The organism is Actinomyces slackii, from assembly GCF_900637295.1.
GTDB classification, from domain to species: domain Bacteria; phylum Actinomycetota; class Actinomycetes; order Actinomycetales; family Actinomycetaceae; genus Actinomyces; species Actinomyces slackii.
Genome location: NZ_LR134363.1, coordinates 2,060,644 through 2,085,785 on the forward strand (window position 1 = coordinate 2,060,644; position 25,142 = coordinate 2,085,785).

Here is a 25,142-nt window from a genome sequence, read left to right on the forward strand (position 1 = left end):
CCCCGGGGCCTCAGAGCATGGCCGAGGGGCGGATCGCCAGGTCCTCGACCACCGCATCCATGGTGGTGCTCACCGCCAGGCGCACCGCGGAGGCCACCGACTGCGGCGTCATGTGATCGGCGGCTCGGTAGGCCGGGGCTGTGGCGCCCTCGGCCCGACGCTGCGCCGCATGCACGGCCTGGAGCCGCTCCTGCATGGGGGTGTCCACGCGGCCCGGGTAGATCGTGGTCACCCGCACCTGGCCGCGCTCCTCCTCGCGCAGGGCATCGGCCAGGGCCTTGAGCCCGGCCTTGGCCGCGCAGTACAGGGCGTGGCCGGCGCTGGTGCGCAGGCCAGCTCCGGAGTTGATGAAGACCGTCAGGCCCTTGGACCGGCGCAGCGCCGGCAGTAGCAGGCTGGTCAGGTGGGCCACGGAGACCAGGTCCAGATCCAGTACCTCGCGCCACCGCGCGGGCGCGAGCGCATCGATCCGCCCGGGGGCCTCCACCCCCGCGCAGTGCACGAGCACGTCGAGGCGGTCGAGCTGGATGCGGCTCGTCATCCGCGCCACTGTCGCATCGTCGGTGAGGTCCACCGGGCAGACCAGGACGGCTGCCCCCGACTCCTCCTCCAGGGCGGCCGCCAGCTCCTCAAGATCCTTGAGCGTGCGGGCCATGAGGATCATGTTGTGGTCCCGGGCCAGGTCCCGGGCCACCGCCAGGCCGATCCCCGAGGTCGCCCCGGTCACCAGGGCCACCGGGCGGCGCTGATGGCGCCCGGAGGTGATGGCGGAGAAGCCGAAGGCGGGCGTGAAGTCCGCCCCGCCGTCGCGGCGGCGCCTCCCGGAGCGGGTCATCGGGACGGCATCGGCCTGTGGGCTCACTTGCTCTCCTTGAGGAAGGTCGGGGTGCCGGGGTCTCCCGGCACGCTGTAGGTGGCGGTCAGCAGCGCCCGGGCGATGCAGTGGGAGGAGAGGTGGAAGGCGGCCGCGCCGGGGCTGGTCTCATCATCGATCCCCAGGGTGTCCACATCCAGGGCGTGCACCGCGAAGATGTAGCGGTGATCGCCGTCGCCCGCCGGCGGGTAGGGGCCGAACCAGGCGTGATCCCCGCTGTCGCCGGCCAGGTGGAAGGCCGCGCCGTCGAGCTGGAGGTCGCTGGCGCCCGCCCCCTGGGCCAGGGAGGTCACCGAGGCGTCCAGATCCACGATCGTCCAGTGCCACCACCCTGAGGGCGTCGGGGCGTCGGGGTCGAAGCAGGAGACCACGAAGGAGCGCGTCTGCTCGGGGAAGCCCGACCAGCTCAGGGCCGGGGAGATGTTGTCGTGAACGCCGGTGAAGGCGTCCGCGATCCGTCCGCCCTCCTCGATGTCCGGAGAGGTCAGGGTGAAAGCCGGGACAGCGGGGAGGAAGTCGTAGGGAGCGGGCGGTCGGGTGCGTGACAGATCGGGGCTGTGATCGGCTGCCATGGATGCCTCCTCATGACTCGTGGTGCGGCTTGTCGCGATATGACATCGTGACCTGGGACGTTGGTCGGGTGCGCAGGGGCGCTGCTCCACTCTAGACGCCTTGGGCCCGCTGCGTCGCCGCCGGGCCTCGGGGAATGCGCCGGGAAGGGCGCGGCAGCGCGACGGCCAGAGCGGGGCTGATCCTGTCGCGGGCAGGCGCTATCCTGGAATCCAGGGGTCGAACACATGTTCGATCATTTGTCTGGTTGTGGTGACCCTTGTGATGAGGGTCATGAGAACGTTGAGGGGAGGGCGCATGAGCGAGGCAGCGGTGCGGGCCGTGCCGATTGAGCCGATTGAGCCGGCTGAGCCGGTGAGGAGGGCCGGGAGCCTCGGGGCGCCCTCGAGCTCCCGGGAGCGGCTCGCTGCGGCCAGACTCGCCCTGGCTCGGGCCGAGGAGCGCACCGGTCTGCGAGCCGACGGCGCCCGCCAGGTGGAGCGCGCCCTGGCCGGCGCGGCGCCAGCAGTCCTCGCGCCGGCTCCGCCGCGCCTGATCCCGGGACCCCCGGGCGTGCCGCGGGGAGGCGGCGAGCATGCGCCGACCGGCCCCTGGGAGGGGCTGCGCACGGAGTCCTGCGGCGCTGTCAGCCTGGCGGGCTCCACCTCCCTCCTGCTGGCAGCGGCCGCCGCGCGCCAGGGCTCCCACGGCTGGTGCGGTGTCGTGGGCGGCGAGGACCTGGGATGGTGCGCCGCCGTGGAGCTCGGCCTGGACGTCTCCCGAGTCCTGGTCGTCCCGGCCGGAGCCCTTGAGCCCCGATTGCTCCTGGCGGCCACCGGGGCCCTGCTCGACGGCGTGGATCTCCTCCTCGTCACAGCCCGGACGGCCAGTGCCCTGCGTCCCCGGGACCGGCGCCTCCTGACCGCCCGGGCCCGCGAGCGCGGCGCCCTCATCCTCACCCCCGCCCCCTGGGAGGGGGCCCGCACCCTGCGTGCCACCCTCCTGGAGGCCGACGGCGGAGTCCGTGCCACGGGAGCCGGTGCTCCCGGGCCGGCCGGGGCGGGAATGACGGGGGAGGCCGTGGGTGACGGGGGCGCCGAGCCGATGCCCCTGGCTCCGGCGCCTGAGGGGGCCCGCACCGCTCAGGCGGGCGATCCGCAGGCCACGGGACCCGGTCAGAGGCGAGGCGGGGTCGTCGTGGCCCTGCACTCGCGCCAGGTCCGCCATGGGGGCGGGGCGGGGAGCTCGCGGGAACAGGGCTCTGCCAGCACGGGGAGGGCTGGGGCTCCCCGGGGGGCCGGGCCCGCCCAGGAGATGCCCTCCGGCTTCCTGACCCGCCTGACCTGGGCCCTGGCCGATCCCGAGCGAGGCCAGGGCATCAGCACCCTCTCCCTGGGCGAGGAGGGCCTGAGCCTTCAAGCGCCGGCCCTGGATCCCGCGTCGGCCCCGGGGCGGGGCCAGGAGACCGGGGGCGCGGGGATGGAGTCTCAGCCTCATCCTCGCGCCTTGACGGAGGCCGGATGAGCATGAGCAGATGCGCACCCAGACGCGTGGCCATCTGGGCTCCCGACTGGCCCGTTGTCGCCCTGACCCTGGAGGCCCGCGCCCAGCGCCGCGGCCTTGACCGGACTGCTGGCCGGACTGCTGGCCGGACTGCTGGCCGGACTGCTGGCCGGCCGGCGGGCGCTGCCGGAGGCGGCCCCCGGGAGCTCCTGCCGCCCGACCCGGCCCTGGAGCCTGTCGCCATCGTCGGGGCTCACGGCGTCGAGGCCGCCTCCGCCCCCGCCCGCGCCGCCGGCATCACCACCGGTATGCGCCTGCGCGTCGCCCGATCCCTGTGCCCCGATCTGACCGTCCTGCCTCCCCAGCCTGAGCGCCAGGCCCGCGCCTTCGAGACCGTCATGGACGCCCTGGACCGCCTGCTGGCCGATCCCCTCGTGCTGCGCCCCGGCCTGGCCATCAGCGGGGCCAGAGGCCCCGCCCGATGGGCCGGGGGAGAGGAGACCCTGGCGGCCGCCCTGGTCGAGGCCGTTGCCGAGCGGGCTGATGCCGAGTGCCAGGTGGGCATCGGTGAGGGCCTGGCCGGAGCCATCCTGGCCGCCAGGCGGGGCATCATCGTCCCGTCAGGAGCCACCCCCGCCTTCTTAGAGCCCTGGCCCTTGGAGGCCCTCCTGGCCGCGCTGCCCCTGCGCCGTCAGCGTCATGAGGCTCGCGCCCTTGTGGAGACCTTCAGCAGGCTCGGGCTGCGCACACTCGGGGACCTGGCCGCCCTGCCCGGCAGGGATGTCGCAGCGCGCTTCGGCGTGACGGGCGCCCGGCTCCACCGCCTGGCCTCAGGCATCGACCATGAGGCGCAGACCACCCCCCGACCCGTCGGGGATCTGACCGTCGAGACCCTGCTCGACCCTCCCGTGGAGCGCACGGACACCGCCGCCTTCGCCGCGCGCAGCCTTGCCGAGGATCTGGCTGCAGGCCTCCTGTCCGCCGGGGCCAGCGCAGGGCGGCTCCTGGTGGAGGCCCACTGCCAGGACGGCGCTGAGCTCGCCCGCTCCTGGGCTCTGGAGACCGCGCCCACCGTCTCCGAGCTCACCGACCGCGTGCGCTGGCAGCTCGAGGGCTGGCTGGCCGGGCGCAGCGGAAGGCCACCGGCCTCCCCCCTGACGCGCCTGCGCCTGAGCGCCCTGGAGATCAGCCCCGCGGGAGCCGGTCAGGCGGGCCTGTGGAAGGCGCCCGGGGAGCAGGCCGGAGCCCGGGCCGCCCGAGCCGCTGAGCGCGTCGAGTCCCTCCTGGGGGCCGGCGGCATCCAGGCCCCGCTGCTCACCGATGGACGGGACCCGCGCTCACGGGCGCGCCTGATCCCCTGGGGGGAGCGCGCTGACCCCACGGCCCGGAGCGCCCAGGCGACTCGGGGCGCCCGGACCGCTCAGACGACTCAGGCACGCAGCCCCCAGACCGCCCCCTGGGCGGGCGCCCTGCCCCGGCCCTCGCCCTCCATCGTCCTGGCCCGCCCCATCCCGGTGACACTGACCGACGCCCAGGGACGGCAGATCGGCGTCGACATCCACGGGCAGATCGACGCCGCCCCCGCACTGGTCAGCATCGAGGGCGAGATGCCATGGGATCACCATCCCGAGGTCAGGGGGAGGGCGCAACCATGGGCGTCGGGCCCCCAGCAAGTCACCTCCTGGGCCGGGCCCTGGCCCCTGGACGAGGGATGGTGGACGCCACAGGGGGCCTGGCAGCGCGCCTACCTCCAGGTCACCACCGACGCCGGGCCGCCCCTGCTGCTCATGCGCGCCGGCCAGTGGTGGCTCGAGGCGATCTACTCCTGAGTACTCCTGAATACTCCTGAGTGCACCTGACTACTCCTGAGGCCCTGCCCCGGCCCCATCGAGGCGCGGCACCGCACCCACGGCCGCCTCCGCCTCTGCAGGCCCTGCCTCGCCGCCATGCTCGCCGCCGTGCTCACCCGCGCCGCGATGCTCGCCGAGCGGGACCCGCCTGCCCCGGAGCCACAGAACCGCCAGGGCCACCAGGCACACCCACGCCGCCCCGAAGGCCCAGCCCGCCAGCACATCCGTCATCCAGTGATGGCCCAGATAGACCCGCGAGACCCCCACCAGGCCCGCCAGTCCCACCGCGCCGACCACCGCCAGTGCCCTGCCCATGAGCCGCGCCGCGCTGAACAGGACGATGCCCGCCAGCACGCAGGCGAAGGCCGCCGTGTTGAGGGAGTGCCCTGAGGGGAAGGACAGGGTGTGCTCGGGCTCGCCCAGGAGCGTCGCCGTCGAGGGGCGCTCACGGCCGAAGAAGCGCTTGAGCTCCACCGTCATGAGGGAGGAGCCGATCATCGTTGCCGCCAGCACCAGCGCCTGGCCGCGCCTCCCCGACCAGGCCAGGGCCAGGACGCCCACCACGGTCAGCGCGCTCAGGCCCGGGGTCGAGCACAGGGCGGAGACCGCCGTCATCACCGCGGAAACCGGGGGCGTGCGCAGCGACACCGCCCAGGCACTCACCCGCGAGTCGAAGACGGCCAGACCCGCACCCGCCGGGGCGGTGACCGCCAGCCAGCTAAACAGGCCCAGCAGGAGCGCGGCGCAGACGGCCAGGGTCACGGCGCGAGGAGTGCGCCACGTGTCAGGCAGATGGTCCAGGCTGATCATGCCCAGACCCTAGCCGCCAGGGCTATGCCCCCGCTGTGAGCCCCTGCTGAGCCGCCCCCGAGGGACACAAGAGCAGGGGAGGGCGCAGCCGGGCCTGGCAGTGATCGCAGGCCGGCGGCGGTAGCATCCAGGCGATCTGCGCCTCCGCCCGCCCCTCCCAGCCCCGGGCGGCCGGAGCACACCACGGGGCACAGCAAGGGAACGCGATGGCCAAGCTCTACTTCCGCTACGGCGCCATGAACTCCGGCAAGACCACCGGCCTGCTCCAGACCGCCCACAACTACGAGGAGCGGGGCCAGAGAGTCCTCATCATCAAGGCCGTGGTGGACACCAAGGGGGAGGGCACCGTCGTCTCCCGACTCGGCTTCTCGCGCGCAGTGGACCTGCTGGTGGACTCCGACGAGGACCTGCGCGCCCTCGTGCACCGCCGCATCCTGGGGCGCGACGCCGGTGCGCCCAGCGGTGGCGGGCGCGCCGGCGAGGAGCCGAAGGAGCTGCGATGCGCCCTGGACTGCGTGCTGGTCGACGAGGCCCAGTTCCTCACCGCCCGCCAGGTCGACCAGCTCATGGAGATCGTCCTGCTCGACGACGTCCCCGTCCTGGCCTACGGGATCCGCTCGGACTTCCGCACCCTGAGCTTCCCCGGATCACGGCGCCTGCTGGAGATCGCCCACTCCCTGGAAGAGCTCAAGACCATCTGCCGCTGCGGGCGCAAGGCCATCTTCAACGCGCGCAAGACCGGCGGGCAGGCCGGCCACTACGTCTTCGACGGCGACCAGGTGGCCATCGACGCCGGCGAGATCACCTACGAGTCCCTGTGCGGCAAGTGCTACCTCGCCGCCGGCGGCGCCCTGCCCCACGAGTAGCACGGGCCCCAACCCCGCTGCGCCCCGCGCCACCGCCCTCCCGAGCGGCTCACCGCCTGTGGGACCAAGAACCGGTGGGGCCACAAACCGCGCAGACGGATCGTGAGCAGGAGGCAGGATCATGCCCCCGGCCGGCCATCCGCCTAGACTGTACACATGTTCGAATCCGGGGCGCCGCGCTACGCCGAGCTGCACGCCCACTCCGCCTACTCCTTCCTCGACGGGGCCAACGAGCCAGAGGACCTCGTGGCCGCCGCCGCCGAGCTCGGGCTGGACGCCCTGGCCCTGACCGACCACGACGGCATGCCCGGAATCGTCAAGCACGCCCAGGCCGGGCGCGCCCACGGCCTGCCCACCATCCACGGCAGCGAGCTCACCCTGGCCGACGGCGCCCGCCTGCCCATCCTGGCCCGCGACCCCCGCGGATACCACCGCCTGGTCGCCGCCATCTCCGACCACAACCTCACCGCCGGGCACCGCCGCGACCCCGCCCACAGCCCCGAGGACCTGGCCCCCGCCCTGGCCGGAACTTGCCTGATCCTCACCGGCACCGTCAACGGCCCCCTGCGCCGAGCCCTGGGCAGCCCCCACCGCCCCAGCGCCTGGGACCTGGACGCCGCCGACGCCTGCCTGGGACGCCTCGCCGAGCTCTTCGCCCCCAACCGCCCCACCCGCCCAGCCGTCGGCGAGAGCGCCACCACCGGCCTGGCCGTCGAGCTGGCCCTGGACGGAGGACCCACCGACGCCGCCCTGACCCACGCCCTGACCGGCCTGGCCGCCGCCCACCGCCTGCCCCTGGTGGCCACCGGCGCCGTGCGCTGCGCCCGCCCAGCGGACGCCCGCCTGGCCGACGTCCTGACCGCCACCCGCCTGGTTACCGACCTGGAGGGCGCTCGCGGCCATCTGCCCGCCATCGGCCGCTGGCTGCGCGGCCCCGCCGACATGGCCCGGCTCCACCGCCGCGCTCCCGGGGCGGTGGAGGCCGCCGCCGAGATCGGCTCCGAGCTGGCCTTCGACCTGGCCCTCATCGCCCCAGACCTTCCCGCCGCCGACGTCCCGCCGGGACACACCCCCGCCAGCTGGCTGCGCGAGCTCACCGGTCGCGGAGCCACCGCCCGCTACGGCAGCCGTGCCCAGGACCCGAGCGCCTGGCAGGTCCTGGACCATGAGCTCGAGATCATCGAGGCGCTGGGCTTCGCCGGCTACTTCCTCATCGTGCGCTCCATCGTGGAGTTCTGCGAGCGCTCCGGCATCCTGTGCCAGGGCCGGGGCTCGGCGGCCAACTCGGCGGTCTGCTACGCCCTGGGCATCACGGCGGTGGATGCGGTGCGCCACCAGATGCTCTTCGAGCGCTTCCTGTCCCCGGGGCGGGCCGGATACCCGGATATCGACCTGGATATCGAGGCCTGCCGCCGCGAGGAGGTCATCCAGCACGTCTACTCCCGCTACGGGCGCGACTGCGCCGCCCAGGTCGCCAACGTCATCTCCTACCGGCCCCGCTCCGCCGTGCGCGACGCCGCCCGGGCCCTGGGCCACCCCGCCGGGCTGCAGGACGCCTGGGCCGCCCAGATGGGGCGCTGGTCCACCCTCCGCATCGAGCAGGACGCCGAGCCCGGCGCCCTGCCCCCCAACGGCTCGGCCCGGGCGTCCCGCCAGGAGGTCCCCGACCAGGTCCTCGGCCTGGCCGAGCGCCTCCTGCGCCTGCCCCGCCACCTGGGCATCCACCCCGGGGGGATGGTCCTGGCCGACCGCCCCGTCTCCGAGGTCTGCCCCGTGCGCTGGGCCGCCATGGAGGGCCGCTCCGTCCTGCAGTGGGACAAGGACGACTGCGCCGCCGCCGGGCTGGTCAAGTTCGACCTGCTGGGGCTGGGGATGCTCACCGCCCTGCGCCTGGCCTTCACCACCCTGGCCCAGCGCGGAGAGACCGTCCCCGAGCCCTCGCCCTCCCGGAGCGACCGCGCCGCAGGGGAGGGCCGGGCCGCGGGTCGCCCGGAGGAGGATCGGGCCGGAGACGCTGGGCGGACCGGGGACACTGGGGGCTCAGCGCCCGCCGGAGTCCTGCGCGCCGCCCAGATCGGCAGGCCCTGGGACCTGCACACCCTGCCCGAGGACGATCCGGCCGTCTACCGCCTCCTGACAGCCGCGGATACCGTGGGCGTCTTCCAGGTCGAGTCCCGCGCCCAGATGGCCACCCTGCCCCGGCTGCGGCCCACGTGCTTCTACGACATCGTCGTCGAGGTGGCCCTCATCCGCCCCGGCCCCATCCAGGGCGATGCGGTCAGCCCCTACATCCGCCGCCGCCTGAAGAGAGAGCCGGTGGACTACCTGCACGACAGCCTCAGGCCCGCCCTGTCCAAGACCCTGGGCGTGCCGCTCTTCCAGGAGCAGCTCATGCAGATCGCCGTCGATGCCGCCGGCTTCAGCCCCGCCGAGGCCGACGCCCTGCGCCAGGCCATGGGGGCCAAGCGCTCCGCCGAGCGCATGGAGGCCCTCCACACCCGCTTCGTGGAGGGCATGGTCGGCCTCCAGGGCGCTGAGCCGGAGGTTGCCGAGGCCGTCTTCGCCAAGCTGCGGGCCTTCGCGGACTTCGGCTTCCCCGAGTCCCACGCCTTCTCCTTCGCCTACCTCGTCTACGCCTCGGCCTGGCTCAAGGCCCGCAAGCCCGAGGACTTCTATGCCGGGGTCCTGGCCGCTCAGCCCATGGGCTTCTGGTCGCCCCAGAGCCTGGTGGCCGACGCCCGCCGCCACGGGGTGCGCGTCCTGCCCGCCGACGTCAACGCCTCAGGGGCCCAGGCCATCGTCGAGTCGCGCCCCCAGGCCGTGGAGGCCGGCTCCTCTGGCGCCCGCCAGTGGCTCCCCCTGACCCCCTCACCCGAGGCCCTGAGCCCCCTTGACGCCCATGACGACCTGGCCGTGCGCCTGGGGCTGGCCGCCATCAAGGGGATCGGCGCGCAGCGAGCCGAGGCCATCGCGGCCGAGCGGCAGGCCAACGGCCCCTACCGGGACCTGGCCGACCTGGCCCGGCGCGTGCGCCTGAGCCGTGCCGCGCTGGAGGCCCTGGCCGCCTCCGGGGCCCTGGAGAGCCTGGGGGTTGAGCGGCGCGAGGCCCTGTGGGCCGCCGGGGTCCTGGCCGAGGAGCACGGGGCCCGCCATCAAGGGCCCGGAGCGGCTGCCCCCGCCGTGACCCGGGGCCGACGCCGCGGCCCGCGCCCCGTGACCATCGCGCCCCGAGCGCCGCTCGGCCACGACGGGACCGGTCAGGAGGCCCAGGATCCCCCACAGCCCGAGGCCCAGGGCCAGGCCGGGCGCGGGTGGTTCCAGCCCACCCTGCCGGGCACCGCAGTGGGGGCCCGGGCCCCGCGCCTGCCCGCCATGGGGGAGCGCGAGCGGCAGGTGGCCGACCTGCGCCTGACCGGGGTGACCACCCAGGACCATCCCATGGCCGGCCTGCGGGAGGGACTGGGGGAGCGCGGCATCCTGGCCCTGGCCGAGGTCGGCCGCCAGGAGCCGGGCAGGCGGGTCAGGGCCGCCGGCGTGGTCACCCACCGTCAGCGCCCTCACACGGCCACGGGCATGATCTTCCTCAACCTGGAGGACGAGACCGGGCTGCTCAACGTGGTCTGCTCAGCGGGCATGTGGCGCCGCTACCGCTCCATCGGCAGGCGGGCCACCGCGCTGATCGTGCGCGGCACCGTGGAGAGGGGCGATGGCGTGACCGCCCTGCGCGCCGAGCACCTCGAGGCCCTGGGCGGCATCACCCCCACCGGCAGTCGGGACTGGTGCTGACCGGGGCCCTCTCAGCCCCTGAGGCCGGCCGCGGCGGCCGGGGGCGCTATCAGCCCCGGGCGGTGTAGGCGGGCAGCTCGCCGACCACGGGGGCGTCCTTGACGTGCAGCTCGGAGTAGACCGACCACAGGACGCCGATCAGCGGCACGGCGATGATCGCCCCCAGCAGCCCCGCCGCGTAGGTGCCCACGGCCACGCCGATGATGACCACCACCGGGTGCAGGGAGACCTGCCGGCCCATGATGAGCGGCTGGAGGATGTGGCCCTCGATCTGGCCGATGGCCGCCACCCCCAGGCCGACCACCACCATGGTCAGCGGCCCGTGGGAGGCCAGGGCCACCACCATGGCGATGATCATGGCCGCCGGCGCCCCGATGATCGGGATGAAGGCGCCGATGAAGACCAGGACCGCCAGGGGAGCGGCCAGCGGGATGCCCACGAGCTGAAGGAAGATGCCGGCCATGACGCCGTCGGCCAGGGCGACGATCACGGTGCCGCGCGCGTATCCGGCGAAGGTGTACCAGCCGGCCCCGGCGGCCCGGTGCACCGATTCGCGCAGGTGGGCGGGCAGCTCATCGAGGAACCAGCGCCACATCCTGCCCCCGGAGGCCAGGAAGAAGATGGTGGAGAAGATCGCCAGCGCCATGACCGCGAAGAAGTCCACCACCGCACTGGCATTGGACAGGACCTCGGTGGCCAGGGTGGGCGCATTGGACTGGAGGTAGTCCTGGCCCTGGCGCACCCAGGCCTGGAACTGCTCGGCCAGCTCCTGCTGGGTCAGGTGCACCGGCAGGGGCCCGTGCTCGACGAAGTCCACGATCGTGTCCAGGCCATCGGAGAACTGGGAGGTCAGGGAGGCCCACTGGCTGGTCACCGAGGTCACCACGTAGGTCATGAGCCCCACGATGGCGGCCAGCGTGGTCAGCAGGGCCAGGAATGTGGCTGGGTAGCGCGGCATGACGCGGGCGAACAGGCTCACCAGGGGCTGAAGGATGGAGGTGAAGACCAGAGCCATGAACACGCCGATGAACACCGGCACGATGATGGAGGTCGCGTAGACCACCAGGGCGATCATGATGATGATGCCCAGCCCCAGCCAGGCCCCCAGTCCTCCGCGCACCAGCCAGGAGGGCAGGGAGGCCAGGGCGGTCGAGCGGGTGGCGATCACCGGGGGCAGGCCCGAATGCGCGGCCGCTTGCGGAGCGGGGGAGTCCGCCGTGTGCGCCGCGCCGCTGGGCGCAGGGCCGGCAGCCCGCTCGCCCGGGGCCTCGCCTGTCCGCGAGCCGACGGACTCCTCGTAGTGCAGTTGCCAGGCGCGCTCCGCCCGACGTCGCTGGTCGACCCGGTCCACGGCGCGCCTCCAGGCGCTCATGAGCCGCCTCACCGGACCACCGCCCGTGACGGCAGGCGGTGCGGGCGATGCCGAGGGATCGCGCTGGGGGACGGGCTCCTGCTCGTCGGCCTTCTCGGGCTCCTCGGGCGCGGCCTGCCGACTGGGCAGGGACTGCGCTGATGCGTGCGGATCGGTGGTGTGCTCCTCCACGCTGCCGGCTCTCCTCCCCTTCTCCTGGCTGCGATACTGCGATGCCGCCCGCTCCAAGCCGTGCGAGAGGCAGCGTCAGCCTACTAGCGTGGGGCCATGAGCAGTGGACCGCATCCTCTTCCCGTTCCGCGCCTGCCGCGCAGCGCCGCGCTGGGCCCCGGCAGGGGCGGGCAGCCCCGTCTCCTCATCGATGCGCCGGCGGCCTCGGCGCAGATCTACCTGCACGGCGCCACCGTGACCTCCTGGATTCCGCGCGGCGGCAAGGAGGTCCTCTTCACCTCCCGCGACGCGGTGTTCGACGGCGCCACGGCCATCCGCGGGGGCGTGCCCCTGTGCCTGCCGGACTTCAGCACCGGCATCCACGGGGACGCCCTGCCCAAGCACGGTTGGGCGCGCCTGGTGGCCTGGTCGCTGCGCTCCGTGGAGGCCACCGCTGAGGGCGGAGTGCGCGCGCTTCTGGCCGCGAATCGCGACGGGCTGAGCCTCCTGTACGAGGTGGAGGCGGGCTCAAGCCTGGGCCTGACGCTCTCGGTGCGCAACGATGGCGCCCACCCCCGCACCGTGGAGGCGGCCCTCCACACCTACCTGGCACTGCACGACGTGACCTCCGCCGAGCTCACCGGCCTGGAGGGGAGTCGGTACTGGGACAACCTCACGAGCGGCCCAGGGCCCTGCGATGGCAGGTCGAGCGGCGGTAGGCTGCGCATCAACGGCCCGGTGGACCGCATCTACGACTCCACCGCGGCGGTGTCCCTGACCGACCCGGGCAACGGCCGGGTCATCACCGTGTCCAAGCGCTCCGCCCCCTCGACCATCGTGTGGAACCCCTGGTCCGCCGCCTCCGCGCTGCCCGATATGGCTGATGCGGAGTTCGCCTCCATGCTCTGCGTGGAGAGCGGGGCCGTGCGCGACCACGCCCCTGTTATCGAGCCGGGGGCGACGTGGTCCATGCAGGCCCGCATCGGGGTCGAGGCTCTGTAGCACCTGCCGGGGTGGCCGGGGCAGGGGGACCAGTGCACCGACCAACAGGTGTGATCCGAAGCACCGGGAGACGGATTGGTGGCCCGCGGCGGCGGCATGCTAAGTTTCTCTGCGTTGCCCCGCGGAGCCTGCTCCACGGGCAGCCGCACGTCCGAGTGGCGGAATAGGTAGACGCGCTAGCTTGAGGTGCTAGTGCCTTATTAAACGGGCGTGGGGGTTCAAGTCCCCCCTCGGACACCCACCAGGGGCCCCTGGACTGCTGAGCAGCCCAGGGGCCCCTTGATATTCATGGTGATGAGCCGAGGAACAGTGAGCAGCGCCCTGGTGAGTGGTCACCGCCCCTGAGGCGCGCAGTGGCGCATCCGGACTCGAATCCACAGGATCAACTCCATCGGGGCTGGTAGAGGTGAGGCCGCGACGGGAAGGCGCATAGGATCAAAATGATGAAACCACCGATATAAGGAATGAGTGCTAGCAGTGCCATCCATCCTGACTGGCCGGTGTCATGGAGGCGCCGCACAGTCACGGCCCATAAAGGAATAATGAGGACGATCGCGTAGGCGAACAGCGTTAACATGGCGAGAACCTCGATCGGAGCGGTGTCCGTAGTGGAGTGAGAGCTCGGAGTGGAGAAGGCTCCTAATGCTGCGAAAACGTATACTATGGCAATATTGACCACCAAAGAGATGATCTGAATCCACCAGTACTCTGAGGGTGAGGCGTAACCTCTGAACTGGGCGTAGCGCTGGAAGAATCGTTTGATCGCAAGACCTGGACCAACACCGGGCATCGGGGCGCTGTGCTCTGGAATGGGCACGCCGGCCCAGGGGTACCCGGCTCCGTAGCCGTGCGCACCTGGCGGATACCCGCCTGGCTGAGGGTAGTAATACCCGCCTGGCTGGGCGTAGCCCTGGGGGTATCCGCCTGTTTGGGGATAGGCGTACCCGCCCGGCTGGGCGTAGCCCTGGGGGTATCCGCCTGTCTGGGGATAGGCGTACCCGCCCGGATAGCCCTGGGGGTATCCGCCCGACGGAGCATAGTCCTGCGGGTGATCGCCCAGTGGGGCGCCGTCCTGGGGCTGGGGGTCATCGGAGGCGGGGCTGGGCTGGTAGGACATGTGGTCTCCGATCAAGGGGCATGGTGTGAGGCTGGGGTCCCTGAGGCGCTGCGACCGCCCATCGGGCGCGTCGCTGGCGGAGATCCCGCAGGGGCGCACATCGGCGGATCATACGTGCCTGCACCGCGATGTCATATGGGTACCACTCCACAGCTCGTGCCGAGTCGGCAGCTGCGCGGTCAGCCCCTCTCACCCATCAGCCAATCGCCCTGCCGCCGCATGTCAACGTCGACGACTCGCCATGCGGGCAGCGGCGACGCTCAGCCTGCCGAGGCGCTGAAGGCACAGTCCCCTGCGGGACTGCTGGCGGAATCGCCAGGTTCCCGCAGGGGAATGGGGGAGGACCGCTTGATCGGCCACCCCCTCACGCGTGAGGATCAGCTGTGCCACTCGGGCTGGTAAAGATCCGGGCGCGAGGGGAAGGCGCACAGGACCAGGGGGACAATGCCGAGACCTGCGAGATAGAACAGAGCGAACAGGCCCGGCTTGCCGGTGTCATGAAGGCGGCGAACGGTCAATGCCATCATGGGGACCACGGTCGCCAGGGCGTAGACGACGAGCAGCACCATGAAGATCGCCGCCGACAACCCGATGCCAGCGGCGGCCGCATCAGGATCCGAGGCAGAGGCGGCTCCGGCGGCAGCCATGATGGCGAACACGATATAGAGAATCACGCCGACGGCCGCATTGGCGCCGTAGGCCCACCAGAACTCGGAGGGTGAGGCGTAGCCCTTGAACTGCGCGTAGCGCTTGAAGAAGCGCTTGATGGCATCGGCCAGGCTGGCGCCGGGCAGCGGGGCGAGGTGCTCCGGCAGCGCCATGGGCTGGCCGTAGGCGCCCGCGCCGAAGCCGGGCTGGCCGGGATAGCCGCCAGGCTGGGGCTGGCCGTAGCCCGGCTGGGGCTGGCCGGGCTGGCTGTAGCCCGGCTGGGGCTGGCCGGGCTGGGAGTATCCCGGCTGGGGCTGGCCGGGCTGGCCGGGATAGCCGCCAGGCTGGCCGTAGCCGGGCTGGCCGGGTTGGGCGCTGTACGGGTCAGGCGACGTACCGTATGACATGAAGTCTCCAAGATCATGTGGGGGTGGGCGAGGCGCTGCTGGGCAGCCAGGCTGCACCGGCCCGGCGAAGGCCGACTGCCAACGGCGCATGCCCACAGACTAAGCACCCGAGCGCCCGCGAGTCACGCCGATTCCGGCAGATGGGTCGTATGACCCATGTGGTGCGGCTGCTCGGTGAGGGATGCCGTCGATCAGCCGTGGTGAGCAGCAGAGGGGGACCCCGGGGCTCGGCCGCACTGTGGCGTGGCCTTTCCATGCCCATGATGCCCATGATGCCCATGATGCCCATGGCGGCATCACTCGGACCCGGCCCTCGCCCATCTGAAGCGACCGCGCGGTTGATTTCCGCTAGGCTGCGCAGGTCTGGCCGCTCCTGCATGCCCTGCCTCAGTGATGAGGACGCGACAGGATCGTGCTCGATCGCCGTCTGCCCGCCGAGCACGTGGAGGAACCCCTGTGACACATGACCCGGCATCCGCCCGCGGCGCCCCGGCTGATCGGCACAGCCTCATCCGGGCCCGGATCGCCGTCTGCCTGGTCTTCCTCGGCAACGGGCTGGGCGTGGCCAACCTCATGCCCCGCTATCCCGAGATCGTCGCCCACCTGGACCTGACCAAGGCCGCCTTCGGTCAGGCCGTGGCCGCGGCCAGTGTTGGGGCGCTGCTGGCCGGGCTCGCCGCCTCCCGGTTCATCACCCGCTACACCTCGGCGCGCGTGGCCTCCCTGGGGATGCTCCTCGTCGCAGCATCCCTCATCGGCGCCGCCGGCGCTCAGTCCTGGGCGGTGCTGGCCGCCTGCATGCTCATCATGGGCGGTACCGACGCGGTGGTGGACGTCGCCCAGAACGCCCACGGCCTGCGCATCCAGCGCCGCTGGGGGTCCTCGATCGTCACCAGCTTCCATGCCGCCTGGTCCCTGGGCGCGGTTCTGGGCGCCGTCGCCGGCCAGGCCATGGCAGGCGCGGGGGTCGGCCTGGTGACTCACATGCTCATCACGGCCATGGTTCTGCTGGCGGTCTGCGTGGGCCCTCTCGCCCTGGGGTGGTTCCTGCCCGGGGATGACTCCCTGGATCGCCCCGAGTCAGTCGAGCCATTGGGAAGCCCCAGCGCCCCCACCTGGCGCGGGCCGGCCCGGCCGCGGCTCGTCACCGCCGGGCTCCTGGGCGTCGTCGGCCTGCTGTGCGCCGCTGCCATGTTCCCCGAGGACATCGCCCATAACTGGTCCTCCCTGCTCCTGGCCGACCAGGGGGCCCGGGCCAGCCAGGTGGGCCTGGGCGTCGTCGCCCTTCAGGGCGTCATGATCCTGGGCCGCCTGGTGGGGGACCGCGTCATCGACGCCGTGGGAGCCAGGGCCGTGATCGCCGGGGGAGGAGTGCTGGTGACCGCCGGCATGGGGATCGCCCTGCTGGCCTCTTCCGTGCCGGGGACCCTGGTGGGCATGGCCATCTCAGGACTGGGCTGCGCCGTGGCCGTGCCGGTGACCTACTCCGCCGCCGACGACGTGGAGGGCCTGCCCCCCGGACTGGGCCTGACCATCGTGTCCTGGCTGGCCCGCCTGGCCGGGCTCATCGCACCGCCGATCGTCGGATGGCTCTCCGATGCCCACGGCCAGTGGGTCGCCCTGGCCTACGGGCTGCTGGGCGGGGTGATCCTGGCCACCTGCTGGCCCGTGCTGCGCCGTCGAGCCTGAGCGCGTCGGGTCGGCGTCCGCCATGAGCGCGCCCCTCAGGCCCGGGGGAGGGCCCGCGGGAGCGCACTGATGTTCATAAGGGGCAACCTGACTACCATCGTCGACCATGGAGTCTATGGAGTCTATGGAGTCCCTGACGATCGCCCTGCCCGATCTGCTGCTGTCCGTCCCGGTCCAGCAGGACGCCGAGCGCATGACCGAGATCTGCCGGGATTCGGACATCCCGCGGTGGACAGAGATGCCCAGCGACTACACGCTGGACTCGGCTCACGCCTTCCTGCGCGACCTCGTGGCCCGCGAGCGGGCCGACCTGGCCCAGGGCAAGGAGGCCACCTGGGCGGTGCGCGAACTGTCCGGTGATGGCGAGCCCGTCCTGGTGGGGATGGTCGGCATCGCCGTCGAGGGCCGGCTCGGGGAGATCGGGTACTGGCTCGATCCCGCTGCGCGCGGACGCGGCCTCATGACCCGGGCCGTGCGCGCGGTTGTCGATACGGCCTTCGATGACCAGGGCCTGGGGCTGACAGCGCTGCGCTGGCGCTGCATGATCCATGACGGCGTCCCCAACTGGCCGTCGTGGAGGATCGCCTGGAGCCTGGGATTCCGGCGTGAGGGCACGGTCCGCGCCCTGATCGCCGACAAGGGCGCGCTGCGCGATGGCTGGATCGCCACCCTCATGAAGGACGACCCCCGCCAGCCGGTGGCCCCCTGGGACGGCCCGGTTCGCCAGGGCTCGCAGCACGCCCGCTCCAGTGAGATGCCGCTGGTGGCCCATGATGGTGTCGGGCAGCGCGAGGGCGATGATCCCGAGGCCCTGGTGCGCCGCTTCCACCGCGTCTACGGGCTGCCCATCCAGACCGATGGGCCCAGCCTGGAGCGGGCCAGCCTGAACATGCGCATGGGCCTGATCGCCGAGGAGTTCGCCGAGCTGGCCGGAGCCGTCTACGGGGCGGGGGCCCGAGCCGAGATCGAGTCCGCCTGCGCCCGGGCCGTGGCCGGCGACGACGAGACCCGCGACACCGTGGAGGCCGCTGACGCCCTGGCCGACCTCATCTACGTCATCTACGGCATGGCCCTGGAGACCGGCATCGACCTGGCCGCGGTCCTGTCCGAGGTTCAGCGCTCCAACATGTCCAAGCTCGGGGCCGATGGACGGCCCGTCTACCGGCACGACGGCAAGGTCCTCAAGGGGCCGGACTACTTCCCCCCGGATGTGGCCGGGGTGCTGCGAGGCCAGCAGGGGCTGTGAGCCCGCCGAGCCCGCTGCGCGCGGTCGGCGGGGTGATCGAGCCGACGGCGCTGTGCTGAAGGCCTCCGCCGTCCCGACCCGAACTTTACTGCACGTGCAGTAAAGTTCGGGTGGTGATTGCAGACTCCACCATCAGCGCCGGGCGCGAGGCCACAGCGCCCGGGCCCCGCCAGTGGGCGGCCCTGGCGGTCCTGACCCTGGCCGTGACCCTGCTGGCCATCGACTCAACGGTCCTGGCCCTGGCGATCCCCTCACTGAGCGCGGACCTGGCCCCCAGTGCCAGTCAGCTGCTGTGGATCGGCGACATCTACTCCTTCACCCTGGCGGGCCTGCTGGTCACCATGGGCAATGTCGCCGACCGCATCGGGCGCCGTCGGCTCCTGCTGATCGGCACCGTGGGCTTCGGCCTGTCCAGCGTGCTGGCCGCCTTCGCCCCCAGTGCCGGCGCCCTCATCGTCGCCCGGGCCCTGCTGGGCATCTCGGGGGCCACGATCATGCCCTCCACGCTGTCCCTGATCCGCAATATCTTCCCCGACGCGCGCCATCGGACCACGGCCATCGCCATCTGGACGGCGGGAACCTCCGGAGGCACGGCCCTGGGGCCGCTGGTGGGCGGCCTCCTCCTGGAGCACTTCTGGTGGGGCAGCGTCTTCCTCATCAACGTCCCGGTCATGGTCCTGGTCGTCGCCACCGGGCCGTGGTTGCTGCCCGAGTCCCGCAACAGCGACGGCGCCCCGGTCGATATGCTCTCCGCGGTCCTGTCCGTGGTGGCGATCGTTCCCATCGTCTATGCGGTCAAGTCCTTCGCCCATGACGGGCTGACGATCGGGGCGGTGGTCGCCCTGGCGGCGGGTCTGCTGGCCGGGCGCGCCTTCCTGCGCCGGCAGCGCCGCCTGGCCACGCCGCTGATCGACGTCGAGCTGTTCAAGCGCCCCACCTTCACCTGGGCGGTGCTGGCCACGGTCATGGCGATCTTCGCCCTGGCCGGGCTGCTCTACTTCTTCTCCCAGTACCTCCAGCTGGTGCGCGGATTCTCCACCCTCCAGGCGGGACTGGCCGAGCTGCCCGTCTCGCTGTCCTCCATCGCCGTGGTGGTGGTCGTGGCCAGCGTGGTGCGCCGCCTGGGCCACGGCCGGGCGCTTGGCGGCGGGCTGATGCTGGGGGCCGCGGGGCTGATCGTGGTGGCCGTGGCCGAGTCCTACGGCGGCTTCGCACTGATCTGCGTGGGGCTGTTCCTCGTGGGCACGGGCATCGGGCTGGCCTTCACCGTCTCAACCGGCGCCGTGCTGGGGTCGGTGCCCGCCGATCGCGCGGGCGCGGCCTCGGCGATCTCCGAGACCGGCCTGGAGCTGGGCGTCGCCCTGGGCATCGCGATCCTGGGAACGGTTCAGGATGTGGGCTACCGACTGCGCCTGCCCGAGGCCTCAGACCAGGTGCCCGAGGCGGTTGTCGACGCTGCCCACCAGTCGCTGGCCACTCTCGCCGGCGCGGCTGACCGCTCCAGTCCGGCCCAGCTCGAGCTCCTCTCCCAGGCGCAGGCCGCCTTCACCCAGGCCATGCAGACCACCGCCGTCATCGCGGCCATCATCCTGCTGGCAGCCGGGATCATGGCCGCCCGCCGCGTGCCCGCCGAGGGCGCCTCCCATGACCCGCACGGCGATGAGGGCCGTTCCCAAGAGGCCGGCGCCGAGGCGCGCTCGGATGTGGTGGCATGAGGGCCTCCAATCGCGACCGCATCGTTGAGGGCGCGCTGGAGCTGGCTCTCAGCAGCGGCTTCGAGGCGCTGACCTTCGAGGCGCTGGCCGAGCACGTGGGGCTGACCCGTGGAGGGCTGGTCTACCACTTCGCCACCAAGCAGGCGCTGCTGGAGGGGATCGCCGCAACCCTGCTGTCGCGCTGGCGAGCCCAGGCGCAGGCAGAGCTGGGCAAGCCGGTGGAGGACTCCAACCGCTCTGAGCGGATACGGGCCCTGGCCGCCAGCACCGTTGGCAGTCAGGTGCTGCCGGGAGAGCTGTCCTTCCTCCTGTCCGGCGGCCCGGAGGCGGCCGCGCTGGCCGAGGCCTGGAGCCAGCTGTGCAGGGACTGGATCGGCGATCCTGGGGAGCTCGACCCCATCCAGCGCGTGGCGATCCTGGCCATCGACGGCTGGTGGGCCAACCAGGCGCTGCAGACCGGCTACCACGACCCTGACGACGAGGAGACCCGCCGTCTGATCATCGCCCTGGCCGCCGGTGACCGGGCCCTGTAGGGAGTCGACCTGCTCACCGTGGAGGATGGACTCATCACGCAGGTGCGGCTCTTCACCCAGGACGGCCCTCTGGAGGACCGCTTCTGGGACGCCGGCTGATCCTGCCGCGCCAGCACTGCACGGCTCGCGACCCCGGTGCGGCTCATGCGGGCTGAGGTTCCGTGATCCGCCCAGGCGGAGAACCGGCTTGATGAGGCGGACCAGCAATGCGGGACGGCGATTCGGTCCGGCCATGGCACGATGGTCCCATGAAGCAGTTCACCGGCGGCACCCGCGGTCTCCTGCCCGAGGCCAGCCCCTTCGCCGCCCCGTGGACGCTCGATCTGGGCCTGCCCGACTTCCTGGCCGTGGCGCACGAGGACATCGAGCCCGCCATCCGCGCGGGCATGGCCGCGCAACGGCAGGAGTGGGAGGCGGTTGCCACCGACCCGGCCGAGCCGACCATCGCCAACACCGTCGAGGCCCTGGAGCGCTCCGGTGACCTGCTGGACCGCGCCCTGACCGTGCTGCACACCCTGACCTCGGCCACGCACTGCCCCGATCTGGACGCCCTGGAGGAGGAGCTGGCCCCCGAGCTGGCCGCTCACCAGGACGCCTACGACCTGGATGAGCGCCTCTACCGGCGCTTCGTCGCCCTGGACACCCTGGTGGCCGGTGCGGGCGCGGGCCGGGCCCGGGACGCCCAGGGGCGGGTCATCGACGCCGAGACCGCCCGGCTCATCCGTCTGGCGGTCGAGGACTTCGAGTGCGACGGCGTGGCCCTCCACGGAGCGCAGGCTCAGCGGCTTCGGGAGATCAATGCCCGGATCACCGCCCTGGAGGCCCGCTTCTCCACCCTGGCCACCCAGGCCATGAACGCCGCGGGAGTCGCCAACGTCACGGCCACACCCGCCCTGGCCACCACCCGCCCCCATCGCGCTCGGCTCGATCTGCTCGAGCGCGCCATGTCGCGAGGGCTGGAGGGAGAGCACGACACCCGGGGCATCGTCGTCGAGCTGGCGCGGCTGCGGGCCGAGCGGGCCGACCTTCTGGGCTACCCCCACCACGCCGCCATCGTCGCCGCGGCCAGCGCCGCGGGCACCACCCAGGCCGTATCCCAGCTGCTGACCAGCCTGAGCGCCCCGGCCATGGCCAATGCCCGCGCCGAGGCCGAGGCCCTGTCCGCCCGCATGGCCGCCGACCCGCAGACCGAGCCGGGGGAGAGCTTCGGCCCGGCCGACTGGCCCCTCTACGAGGCGGCTGAGCGCAAGGAGCGCTTCGGCGTCGACGACGCGGTCCTGGCCCCCTACCTGGAGCTGTGGAGCGTCATCGAGCGGGGCGTCTTCCATGCCGCCACCAGCCTCTACGGCCTGACCTTCCATGAGCGCCCCGACCTGGCCGAGCGCATGTACGACCCCACCGTGCGGGTCTGGGAGGTGCACGACGCCGCGCCGCAAAGCGGGCCCGCACCCGTGCTGGGGATCTTCGTGGGCGACTACTACGCGCGGCCCGGAAAGAGCGGTGGGGCGTGGATGGACAGCCTGGTCGACCAGTCCCATCTGCTGGGGCGCCGGCCGGTGGTCATCAACTGCGCCAATATCGAGCGACCGCGCTCCGGACCCGCCCTGCTGACCTGGGATGAGGTCATCACCTGCTTCCACGAGTTCGGCCACGCCCTGCACGCACTGCTGTCCGACACCCGATACCCCAGCACCTCGGGGACCGCCGTTCCCTGCGACGTCGTGGAGTTCCCCAGCCAGCTCAACGAGTCCTGGGCCCTCCACCCCCGGGTGCTGGCCACCTACGCCCGCCACGTCAAGACCGGTGAGGCGCTTCCGGCGGCCCTGGCCGAGCAGCTGCGCGGCCAGGGGGCCTTCGGCCAGGGCTACGCCACCACCGAGTACCTGGGGGCCGCCCTGCTCGACCAGGCCTGGCACACCCTGAGCCCCGATGAGGTGCCCGAGCCTGGGGACGTGGAGGACTTCGAGCGCCGGGCCCTCCAGGACGCGGGCATCGATGCCGCCCTCGTCCCGCCGCGCTACCGCTCCACCTACTTCGCCCACGCCTTCTCGGGAGGATACGCGGCCGCCTACTACGCCTACATCTGGAGCGAGGTCATGGATGCCGACGCCACCCGGTGGCTGCGCACCGACGGCGCCGGTGCGCGAGGCGGCGACCTGGGCCTCAACCGCGCCGCCGGGCAGGCACTGCGCCGGGAGCTCCTCTCGCGCGGCGACTCCCGGCCCGCCCACACCTCCTACCGCGCCTTGACCGGGCGCGACCCCAGCATCCAGCCACTCCTGGAGCGCCGCGGGCTGACCTGAGCCCGCAGCAGCACCCACCCCGACCGGAAGGAACACACCATGGCACGCGTCACCATCGTCGGCGGCGGCTACGGCGGCATCACGGCCGCCAAGGCGCTCGACGACGTCGCCGAGGTCACCCTCGTCGAGCAGAAGGACACCTTCGTCAACCACGCCGCCGCCCTGCGCGCCGCCGTGGATCGCGAATGGGCCGAGAAGATCTTCATCCCCTACGACCGCCTGCTGACCAGGGGCCGCGTCGTCCACGGCACCGCGCTGACGGTGCGCGGCACCACCGTGGAGGTCTCGGGCGCCGGGGCCATCGAGGCCGACTACCTGATCCTGGCCACCGGCACCAACTACCCCTTCCCGGCCAAGCACATGGAGTCCTCCTCGGTGATCGCCAAGGCCCGCATCGAGCGCATGCGCACCAATCTGGAGCAGGCCGGGCGCGTGCTGATCGTGGGCGCGGGCGCCGTGGGCATCGAGATGGCCGGGGAGATCACCTCCGCCTTCCCCAGCATCGAGGTCACCCTGCTGGAGCAGGCCGAGCAGATCCTCCCCGAGAGCGACGTCAAGCAGGAGCTGCGCGAGTCCGTGTCATCCCAGCTGATCGAGCGCGGCGTGGAGATCATCACCGGCGACAAGCTCAGCTACCTGCCCCCGGTGGATGTGGGCGTGCTCGCCCCCTTCCGGGTCGAGACCAAGGGCGGGCGCCGCATCGAGGCCGATATGTGGATGCGCGCCTATGGATCGGCCGCGGCCACCGGCTTCCTGGGGGCCGACTACGACGAGATCCGCCACTACAACGGGACGATCCGGGTTGATGAGCAGCTGCGCGTCATCGACCACCCCGGCGTGTGGGCCATCGGGGACATCACCGATGTGCGCGAGTCCAAGCGGGCCGACGTCGCTCGCGCCCACGCCAAGGTCGTGGCCGCCAACATCGCCGACCTCATCGCCGGCCGGGAGCCGTCGGCCACCTACACCCCCGGCGCCGAGCTGCTGCTCCTGCCCCTGGGGCCCGAGGGCGGGGCGTCCCAGATCCTGCGCGACGGCGTGCGCGTGGTGGTCGGCCCTAAGGAGACCAGCCGCATCAAGGGGGAGGACCTCTTCCTCGGCTTCGTGCGCGAGGCCCTGGGCGTGGCCGAGTGATCCACCCGACCCACTATGCCCGGGCTCGGCCAGGGGCCGGGGCGAGGAGTGCTTCTCCCGCCCTGGCCACCGCCTGCGCCCGGGCAGTGCACTGTTGGGCGGGTAGCAGGTAATGTATCCCACATGACGAACGACCCGCGGTCCGCGCTCAACCGACTCATCGCCGCATTCGAGGCGCATCTGGACGCCGCCGCCACCGGTGACGAGGACTCGCCGGCCGTTGTCGCCGCTGAGAATGTCCTCCAGGACGCCTTCTTCACCTATGACGACTCGCTGTTCACCGCCTACGGCATCGAGCTGCCCTTCGAGGCCTTCGATGGCGAGGGGGACGAGGACGTCGATGACGATGACTATGACGATGAGGACGAGTACGACGAGGACGAGGATGACGACGACGATTTCGATGAGGACGACATCGAGGACGTCGACGATGAGGACGAGGACTACGTTCGCTGAGCCCGTTTTCTGAGCCCCGTTTTCCGAGCGAGACGCCGACGGGCTCTCAGAAGCGCTCGGGGTAGCCCAGGGCCGGGGCGGTGACCTCGTCCAGCGCATGACGGATCTGGACGGGCAGGCGCAGGTCCTCGGCGGCCAGGGCGCCCTGGAGCTGGGCGGCGGTGCGCGCCCCCACAATGGTCGAGGTGACGCCCGGGGCATCGCGCGCCCAGGACAGGGCCACCTCGACCGGCTTGCGGTCCAGGCCCGCGGCGGCTGTGGCCACGGCCTCGGCGACCCCATGATGCGCCTGGCCCAGGTAGGGGGACACGTAGGAGCGCAGGTGCGGGGAGGCGGCCCGCGAGTCGGGGGGAGTGGAGGAGCGGTACTTGCCGGTCAGGACGCCTCGCCCCAGGGGCGCGTAGCCGATGACCCCGAAGCCCAGCGCGCCGGCGGCGGGAAGCAGCTCGCGCTCCACACCGCGCGAGAGCAGGGAGTGCTCCACCTCGACGGCGGCCAGGCCCGGTCCCTGGGAGCCGGAGCCCAGCAGATCGGAGACATGGACGCTCACCCAGGCGGGGTGGTTGGACAGGCCCACGTAGCGGGTGCGGCCCGAGGCCACTGCCATGCGCAGGGCGTGGGTGGTCTCCTCCAGGGGGGTGGTGGGGTCGGGGACCTGGACCAGCCAGAGATCCAGGTGGTCGGTCCCCAGGCGCGCCAGCGTGGTGTCCAAGGTGTCCAGGAGGGTTCCGCGTGAGGCGTCGGCCACGCTGGGGCGCTCGCCGGTGCGCCAGGTGCGCACGCCAGCCTTGGAGACCAGGACGATGTCCTGGCGGTGGACGTGCTCGCGCAGGAGGGTTCCGATGACCTCCTCGCTGGCGCCCTCGCAGTAGGACGCGGCCGTGTCCAGGAGTGTGCCACCGGCGTCGAGGAAGACATCGAGCTGCTCCCTGGCCTCGACCTCATCGGTGTCCCGGCCCCAGGTCATGGTGCCCAGGCCCACTGAGGACACGCGCATTCCGGTGCGGCCGAGTCTCCTGTGCTCCATAGTGCTAACCGTAATGCGTCCCTGACCGGAACCTGAACACGGGCGCCGGGCCCGGGCGGCCTGCTGCCGCCGGGGCCCGGCCCATGGCTCCCGGGCGGAAGGCCG

Annotated in this window: 19 protein-coding genes and 1 tRNA gene; 13 read left to right on the forward strand and 7 right to left on the reverse strand. The window is 72.4% G+C overall.

Translation table 11 applies throughout. From position 1 onward, the window contains the following. Positions 1–10: 10 nt before the first annotated feature. Positions 11–862, reverse strand: coding sequence for an SDR family oxidoreductase (locus EL266_RS08605; RefSeq protein ID WP_026427743.1), 852 nt, complete (start codon positions 860–862; stop codon positions 11–13). After that, positions 859–1,446, reverse strand: a complete 588-nt coding sequence (locus EL266_RS08610) for a YbhB/YbcL family Raf kinase inhibitor-like protein (protein WP_026427744.1) — start codon at positions 1,444–1,446, stop codon at positions 859–861. Before EL266_RS08610 ends, EL266_RS08605 begins: the two co-directional genes overlap by 4 nt. Before the next feature lie 295 nt (positions 1,447–1,741). Here EL266_RS08610 and EL266_RS08615 point away from each other — a divergent pair, with 295 nt between their 5' ends. Both EL266_RS08615 and EL266_RS08620 read left to right on the forward strand, forming a co-directional pair. Then, positions 1,742–2,947 carry a hypothetical protein gene (locus tag EL266_RS08615; RefSeq protein ID WP_051281372.1) on the forward strand — a complete coding sequence of 402 codons (1,206 nt, stop codon included), beginning with the start codon at positions 1,742–1,744 and terminating at the stop codon, positions 2,945–2,947. 2 nt (positions 2,948–2,949) lie between these two features. Continuing rightward, positions 2,950–4,755, forward strand: coding sequence for a DNA polymerase Y family protein (locus tag EL266_RS08620; RefSeq protein WP_026427745.1), 1,806 nt, complete (start codon positions 2,950–2,952; stop codon positions 4,753–4,755). Positions 4,756–4,785: 30 nt separating this feature from the next. Here EL266_RS08620 and EL266_RS08625 read toward each other — a convergent pair whose 3' ends face one another. Next, a complete protein-coding gene (locus EL266_RS08625; RefSeq protein ID WP_084501033.1) occupies positions 4,786–5,586 on the reverse strand; it encodes a phosphatase PAP2 family protein in 801 nt (266 codons plus the stop codon). A gap of 206 nt (positions 5,587–5,792) precedes the next feature. Here EL266_RS08625 and EL266_RS08630 point away from each other — a divergent pair, with 206 nt between their 5' ends. Together EL266_RS08630 and dnaE are read left to right on the forward strand one after the other, a co-directional pair. Further along, positions 5,793–6,452 (forward strand): thymidine kinase, encoded by a 660-nt coding sequence (locus tag EL266_RS08630; protein WP_026427746.1) that lies wholly within the window; start codon positions 5,793–5,795, stop codon positions 6,450–6,452. Between the two features lie 156 nt (positions 6,453–6,608). Beyond that, positions 6,609–10,238 (forward strand): DNA polymerase III subunit alpha, encoded by a 3,630-nt coding sequence (gene dnaE / locus EL266_RS08635; protein WP_026427747.1) that lies wholly within the window; start codon positions 6,609–6,611, stop codon positions 10,236–10,238. A gap of 49 nt (positions 10,239–10,287) precedes the next feature. On the opposite strand, the gene EL266_RS08640 is transcribed toward dnaE, so the two are convergent. Beyond that, positions 10,288–11,610, reverse strand: a complete 1,323-nt coding sequence (locus tag EL266_RS08640) for an AI-2E family transporter (protein ID WP_034515461.1) — start codon at positions 11,608–11,610, stop codon at positions 10,288–10,290. A gap of 267 nt (positions 11,611–11,877) precedes the next feature. On the opposite strand from EL266_RS08640, the gene EL266_RS08645 reads away from it, so the two are divergent. Both EL266_RS08645 and EL266_RS08650 read left to right on the forward strand, forming a co-directional pair. After that, entirely contained in the window at positions 11,878–12,762 is an 885-nt protein-coding gene (locus EL266_RS08645) for a D-hexose-6-phosphate mutarotase (protein WP_026427748.1), read from the forward strand. A 149-nt stretch (positions 12,763–12,911) separates the two neighbouring features. Further along, positions 12,912–12,999: transfer RNA gene (locus tag EL266_RS08650), tRNA-Leu, on the forward strand. Positions 13,000–13,144: 145 nt separating this feature from the next. On the opposite strand, the gene EL266_RS13740 is transcribed toward EL266_RS08650, so the two are convergent. Beyond that, on the reverse strand, positions 13,145–13,879 hold the full coding sequence (locus EL266_RS13740) for a DUF805 domain-containing protein (RefSeq protein WP_232011997.1): 735 nt from the start codon (positions 13,877–13,879) through the stop codon (positions 13,145–13,147). Positions 13,880–14,256: 377 nt separating this feature from the next. Further along, a complete protein-coding gene (locus EL266_RS08660) occupies positions 14,257–14,934 on the reverse strand; it encodes a DUF805 domain-containing protein (RefSeq protein WP_026427749.1) in 678 nt (225 codons plus the stop codon). A 456-nt stretch (positions 14,935–15,390) separates the two neighbouring features. Here EL266_RS08660 and EL266_RS08665 point away from each other — a divergent pair, with 456 nt between their 5' ends. From EL266_RS08665 to EL266_RS08695, 7 genes are all read left to right on the forward strand, one after another. Further along, positions 15,391–16,623 (forward strand): MFS transporter, encoded by a 1,233-nt coding sequence (locus EL266_RS08665; protein WP_026427750.1) that lies wholly within the window; start codon positions 15,391–15,393, stop codon positions 16,621–16,623. A 106-nt stretch (positions 16,624–16,729) separates the two neighbouring features. After that, positions 16,730–17,869: a bifunctional GNAT family N-acetyltransferase/nucleoside triphosphate pyrophosphohydrolase family protein gene (locus tag EL266_RS08670; RefSeq protein WP_026427751.1), complete on the forward strand. Its 1,140-nt coding sequence runs from the start codon at positions 16,730–16,732 to the stop codon at positions 17,867–17,869. 113 nt (positions 17,870–17,982) lie between these two features. Next, positions 17,983–19,584, forward strand: coding sequence for an MFS transporter (locus EL266_RS08675; protein WP_232011998.1), 1,602 nt, complete (start codon positions 17,983–17,985; stop codon positions 19,582–19,584). Beyond that, a complete protein-coding gene (locus tag EL266_RS08680; RefSeq protein ID WP_026427752.1) occupies positions 19,581–20,117 on the forward strand; it encodes a TetR/AcrR family transcriptional regulator in 537 nt (178 codons plus the stop codon). The genes EL266_RS08675 and EL266_RS08680 overlap by 4 nt, the downstream gene beginning before the upstream one ends. A 248-nt stretch (positions 20,118–20,365) precedes the next feature. Then, a complete protein-coding gene (locus EL266_RS08685) occupies positions 20,366–22,420 on the forward strand; it encodes a M3 family metallopeptidase (RefSeq protein ID WP_026427753.1) in 2,055 nt (684 codons plus the stop codon). Positions 22,421–22,459: 39 nt separating this feature from the next. Then, positions 22,460–23,554: an NAD(P)/FAD-dependent oxidoreductase gene (locus EL266_RS08690; RefSeq protein ID WP_026427754.1), complete on the forward strand. Its 1,095-nt coding sequence runs from the start codon at positions 22,460–22,462 to the stop codon at positions 23,552–23,554. Positions 23,555–23,677: 123 nt separating this feature from the next. Then, positions 23,678–24,010: a hypothetical protein gene (locus EL266_RS08695; RefSeq protein ID WP_026427755.1), complete on the forward strand. Its 333-nt coding sequence runs from the start codon at positions 23,678–23,680 to the stop codon at positions 24,008–24,010. A 46-nt stretch (positions 24,011–24,056) separates the two neighbouring features. Here the strand turns inward: EL266_RS08695 and EL266_RS08700 are convergent, their stop codons facing one another. Then, positions 24,057–25,037, reverse strand: a complete 981-nt coding sequence (locus EL266_RS08700; RefSeq protein WP_026427756.1) for an aldo/keto reductase — start codon at positions 25,035–25,037, stop codon at positions 24,057–24,059. Positions 25,038–25,142: the final 105 nt, after the last annotated feature.

Excerpts from the sequence above, each read along its gene's own strand:
- EL266_RS08645 (WP_026427748.1), top strand. The coding sequence starts at position 11,878 with ATGAGCAGTGGACCGCATCCTCTTCCCGTTCCGCGCCTGCCGCGCAGC.
- EL266_RS08615 (WP_051281372.1), top strand. The coding sequence starts at position 1,742 with ATGAGCGAGGCAGCGGTGCGGGCCGTGCCGATTGAGCCGATTGAGCCG.
- EL266_RS08690 (WP_026427754.1), top strand. The coding sequence starts at position 22,460 with ATGGCACGCGTCACCATCGTCGGCGGCGGCTACGGCGGCATCACGGCC.
- EL266_RS08630 (WP_026427746.1), top strand. The coding sequence starts at position 5,793 with ATGGCCAAGCTCTACTTCCGCTACGGCGCCATGAACTCCGGCAAGACC.
- EL266_RS08685 (WP_026427753.1), top strand. The coding sequence starts at position 20,366 with ATGAAGCAGTTCACCGGCGGCACCCGCGGTCTCCTGCCCGAGGCCAGC.
- EL266_RS08620 (WP_026427745.1), top strand. The coding sequence starts at position 2,950 with ATGAGCAGATGCGCACCCAGACGCGTGGCCATCTGGGCTCCCGACTGG.
- dnaE (WP_026427747.1), top strand. The coding sequence starts at position 6,609 with ATGTTCGAATCCGGGGCGCCGCGCTACGCCGAGCTGCACGCCCACTCC.
- EL266_RS08625 (WP_084501033.1), bottom strand. The coding sequence starts at position 5,586 with ATGATCAGCCTGGACCATCTGCCTGACACGTGGCGCACTCCTCGCGCC.
- EL266_RS08660 (WP_026427749.1), bottom strand. The coding sequence starts at position 14,934 with ATGTCATACGGTACGTCGCCTGACCCGTACAGCGCCCAACCCGGCCAG.
- EL266_RS08700 (WP_026427756.1), bottom strand. The coding sequence starts at position 25,037 with ATGGAGCACAGGAGACTCGGCCGCACCGGAATGCGCGTGTCCTCAGTG.
- EL266_RS08695 (WP_026427755.1), top strand. The coding sequence starts at position 23,678 with ATGACGAACGACCCGCGGTCCGCGCTCAACCGACTCATCGCCGCATTC.
- EL266_RS08610 (WP_026427744.1), bottom strand. The coding sequence starts at position 1,446 with ATGGCAGCCGATCACAGCCCCGATCTGTCACGCACCCGACCGCCCGCT.
- EL266_RS08670 (WP_026427751.1), top strand. The coding sequence starts at position 16,730 with ATGGAGTCTATGGAGTCTATGGAGTCCCTGACGATCGCCCTGCCCGAT.
- EL266_RS13740 (WP_232011997.1), bottom strand. The coding sequence starts at position 13,879 with ATGTCCTACCAGCCCAGCCCCGCCTCCGATGACCCCCAGCCCCAGGAC.
- EL266_RS08640 (WP_034515461.1), bottom strand. The coding sequence starts at position 11,610 with ATGAGCGCCTGGAGGCGCGCCGTGGACCGGGTCGACCAGCGACGTCGG.
- EL266_RS08680 (WP_026427752.1), top strand. The coding sequence starts at position 19,581 with ATGAGGGCCTCCAATCGCGACCGCATCGTTGAGGGCGCGCTGGAGCTG.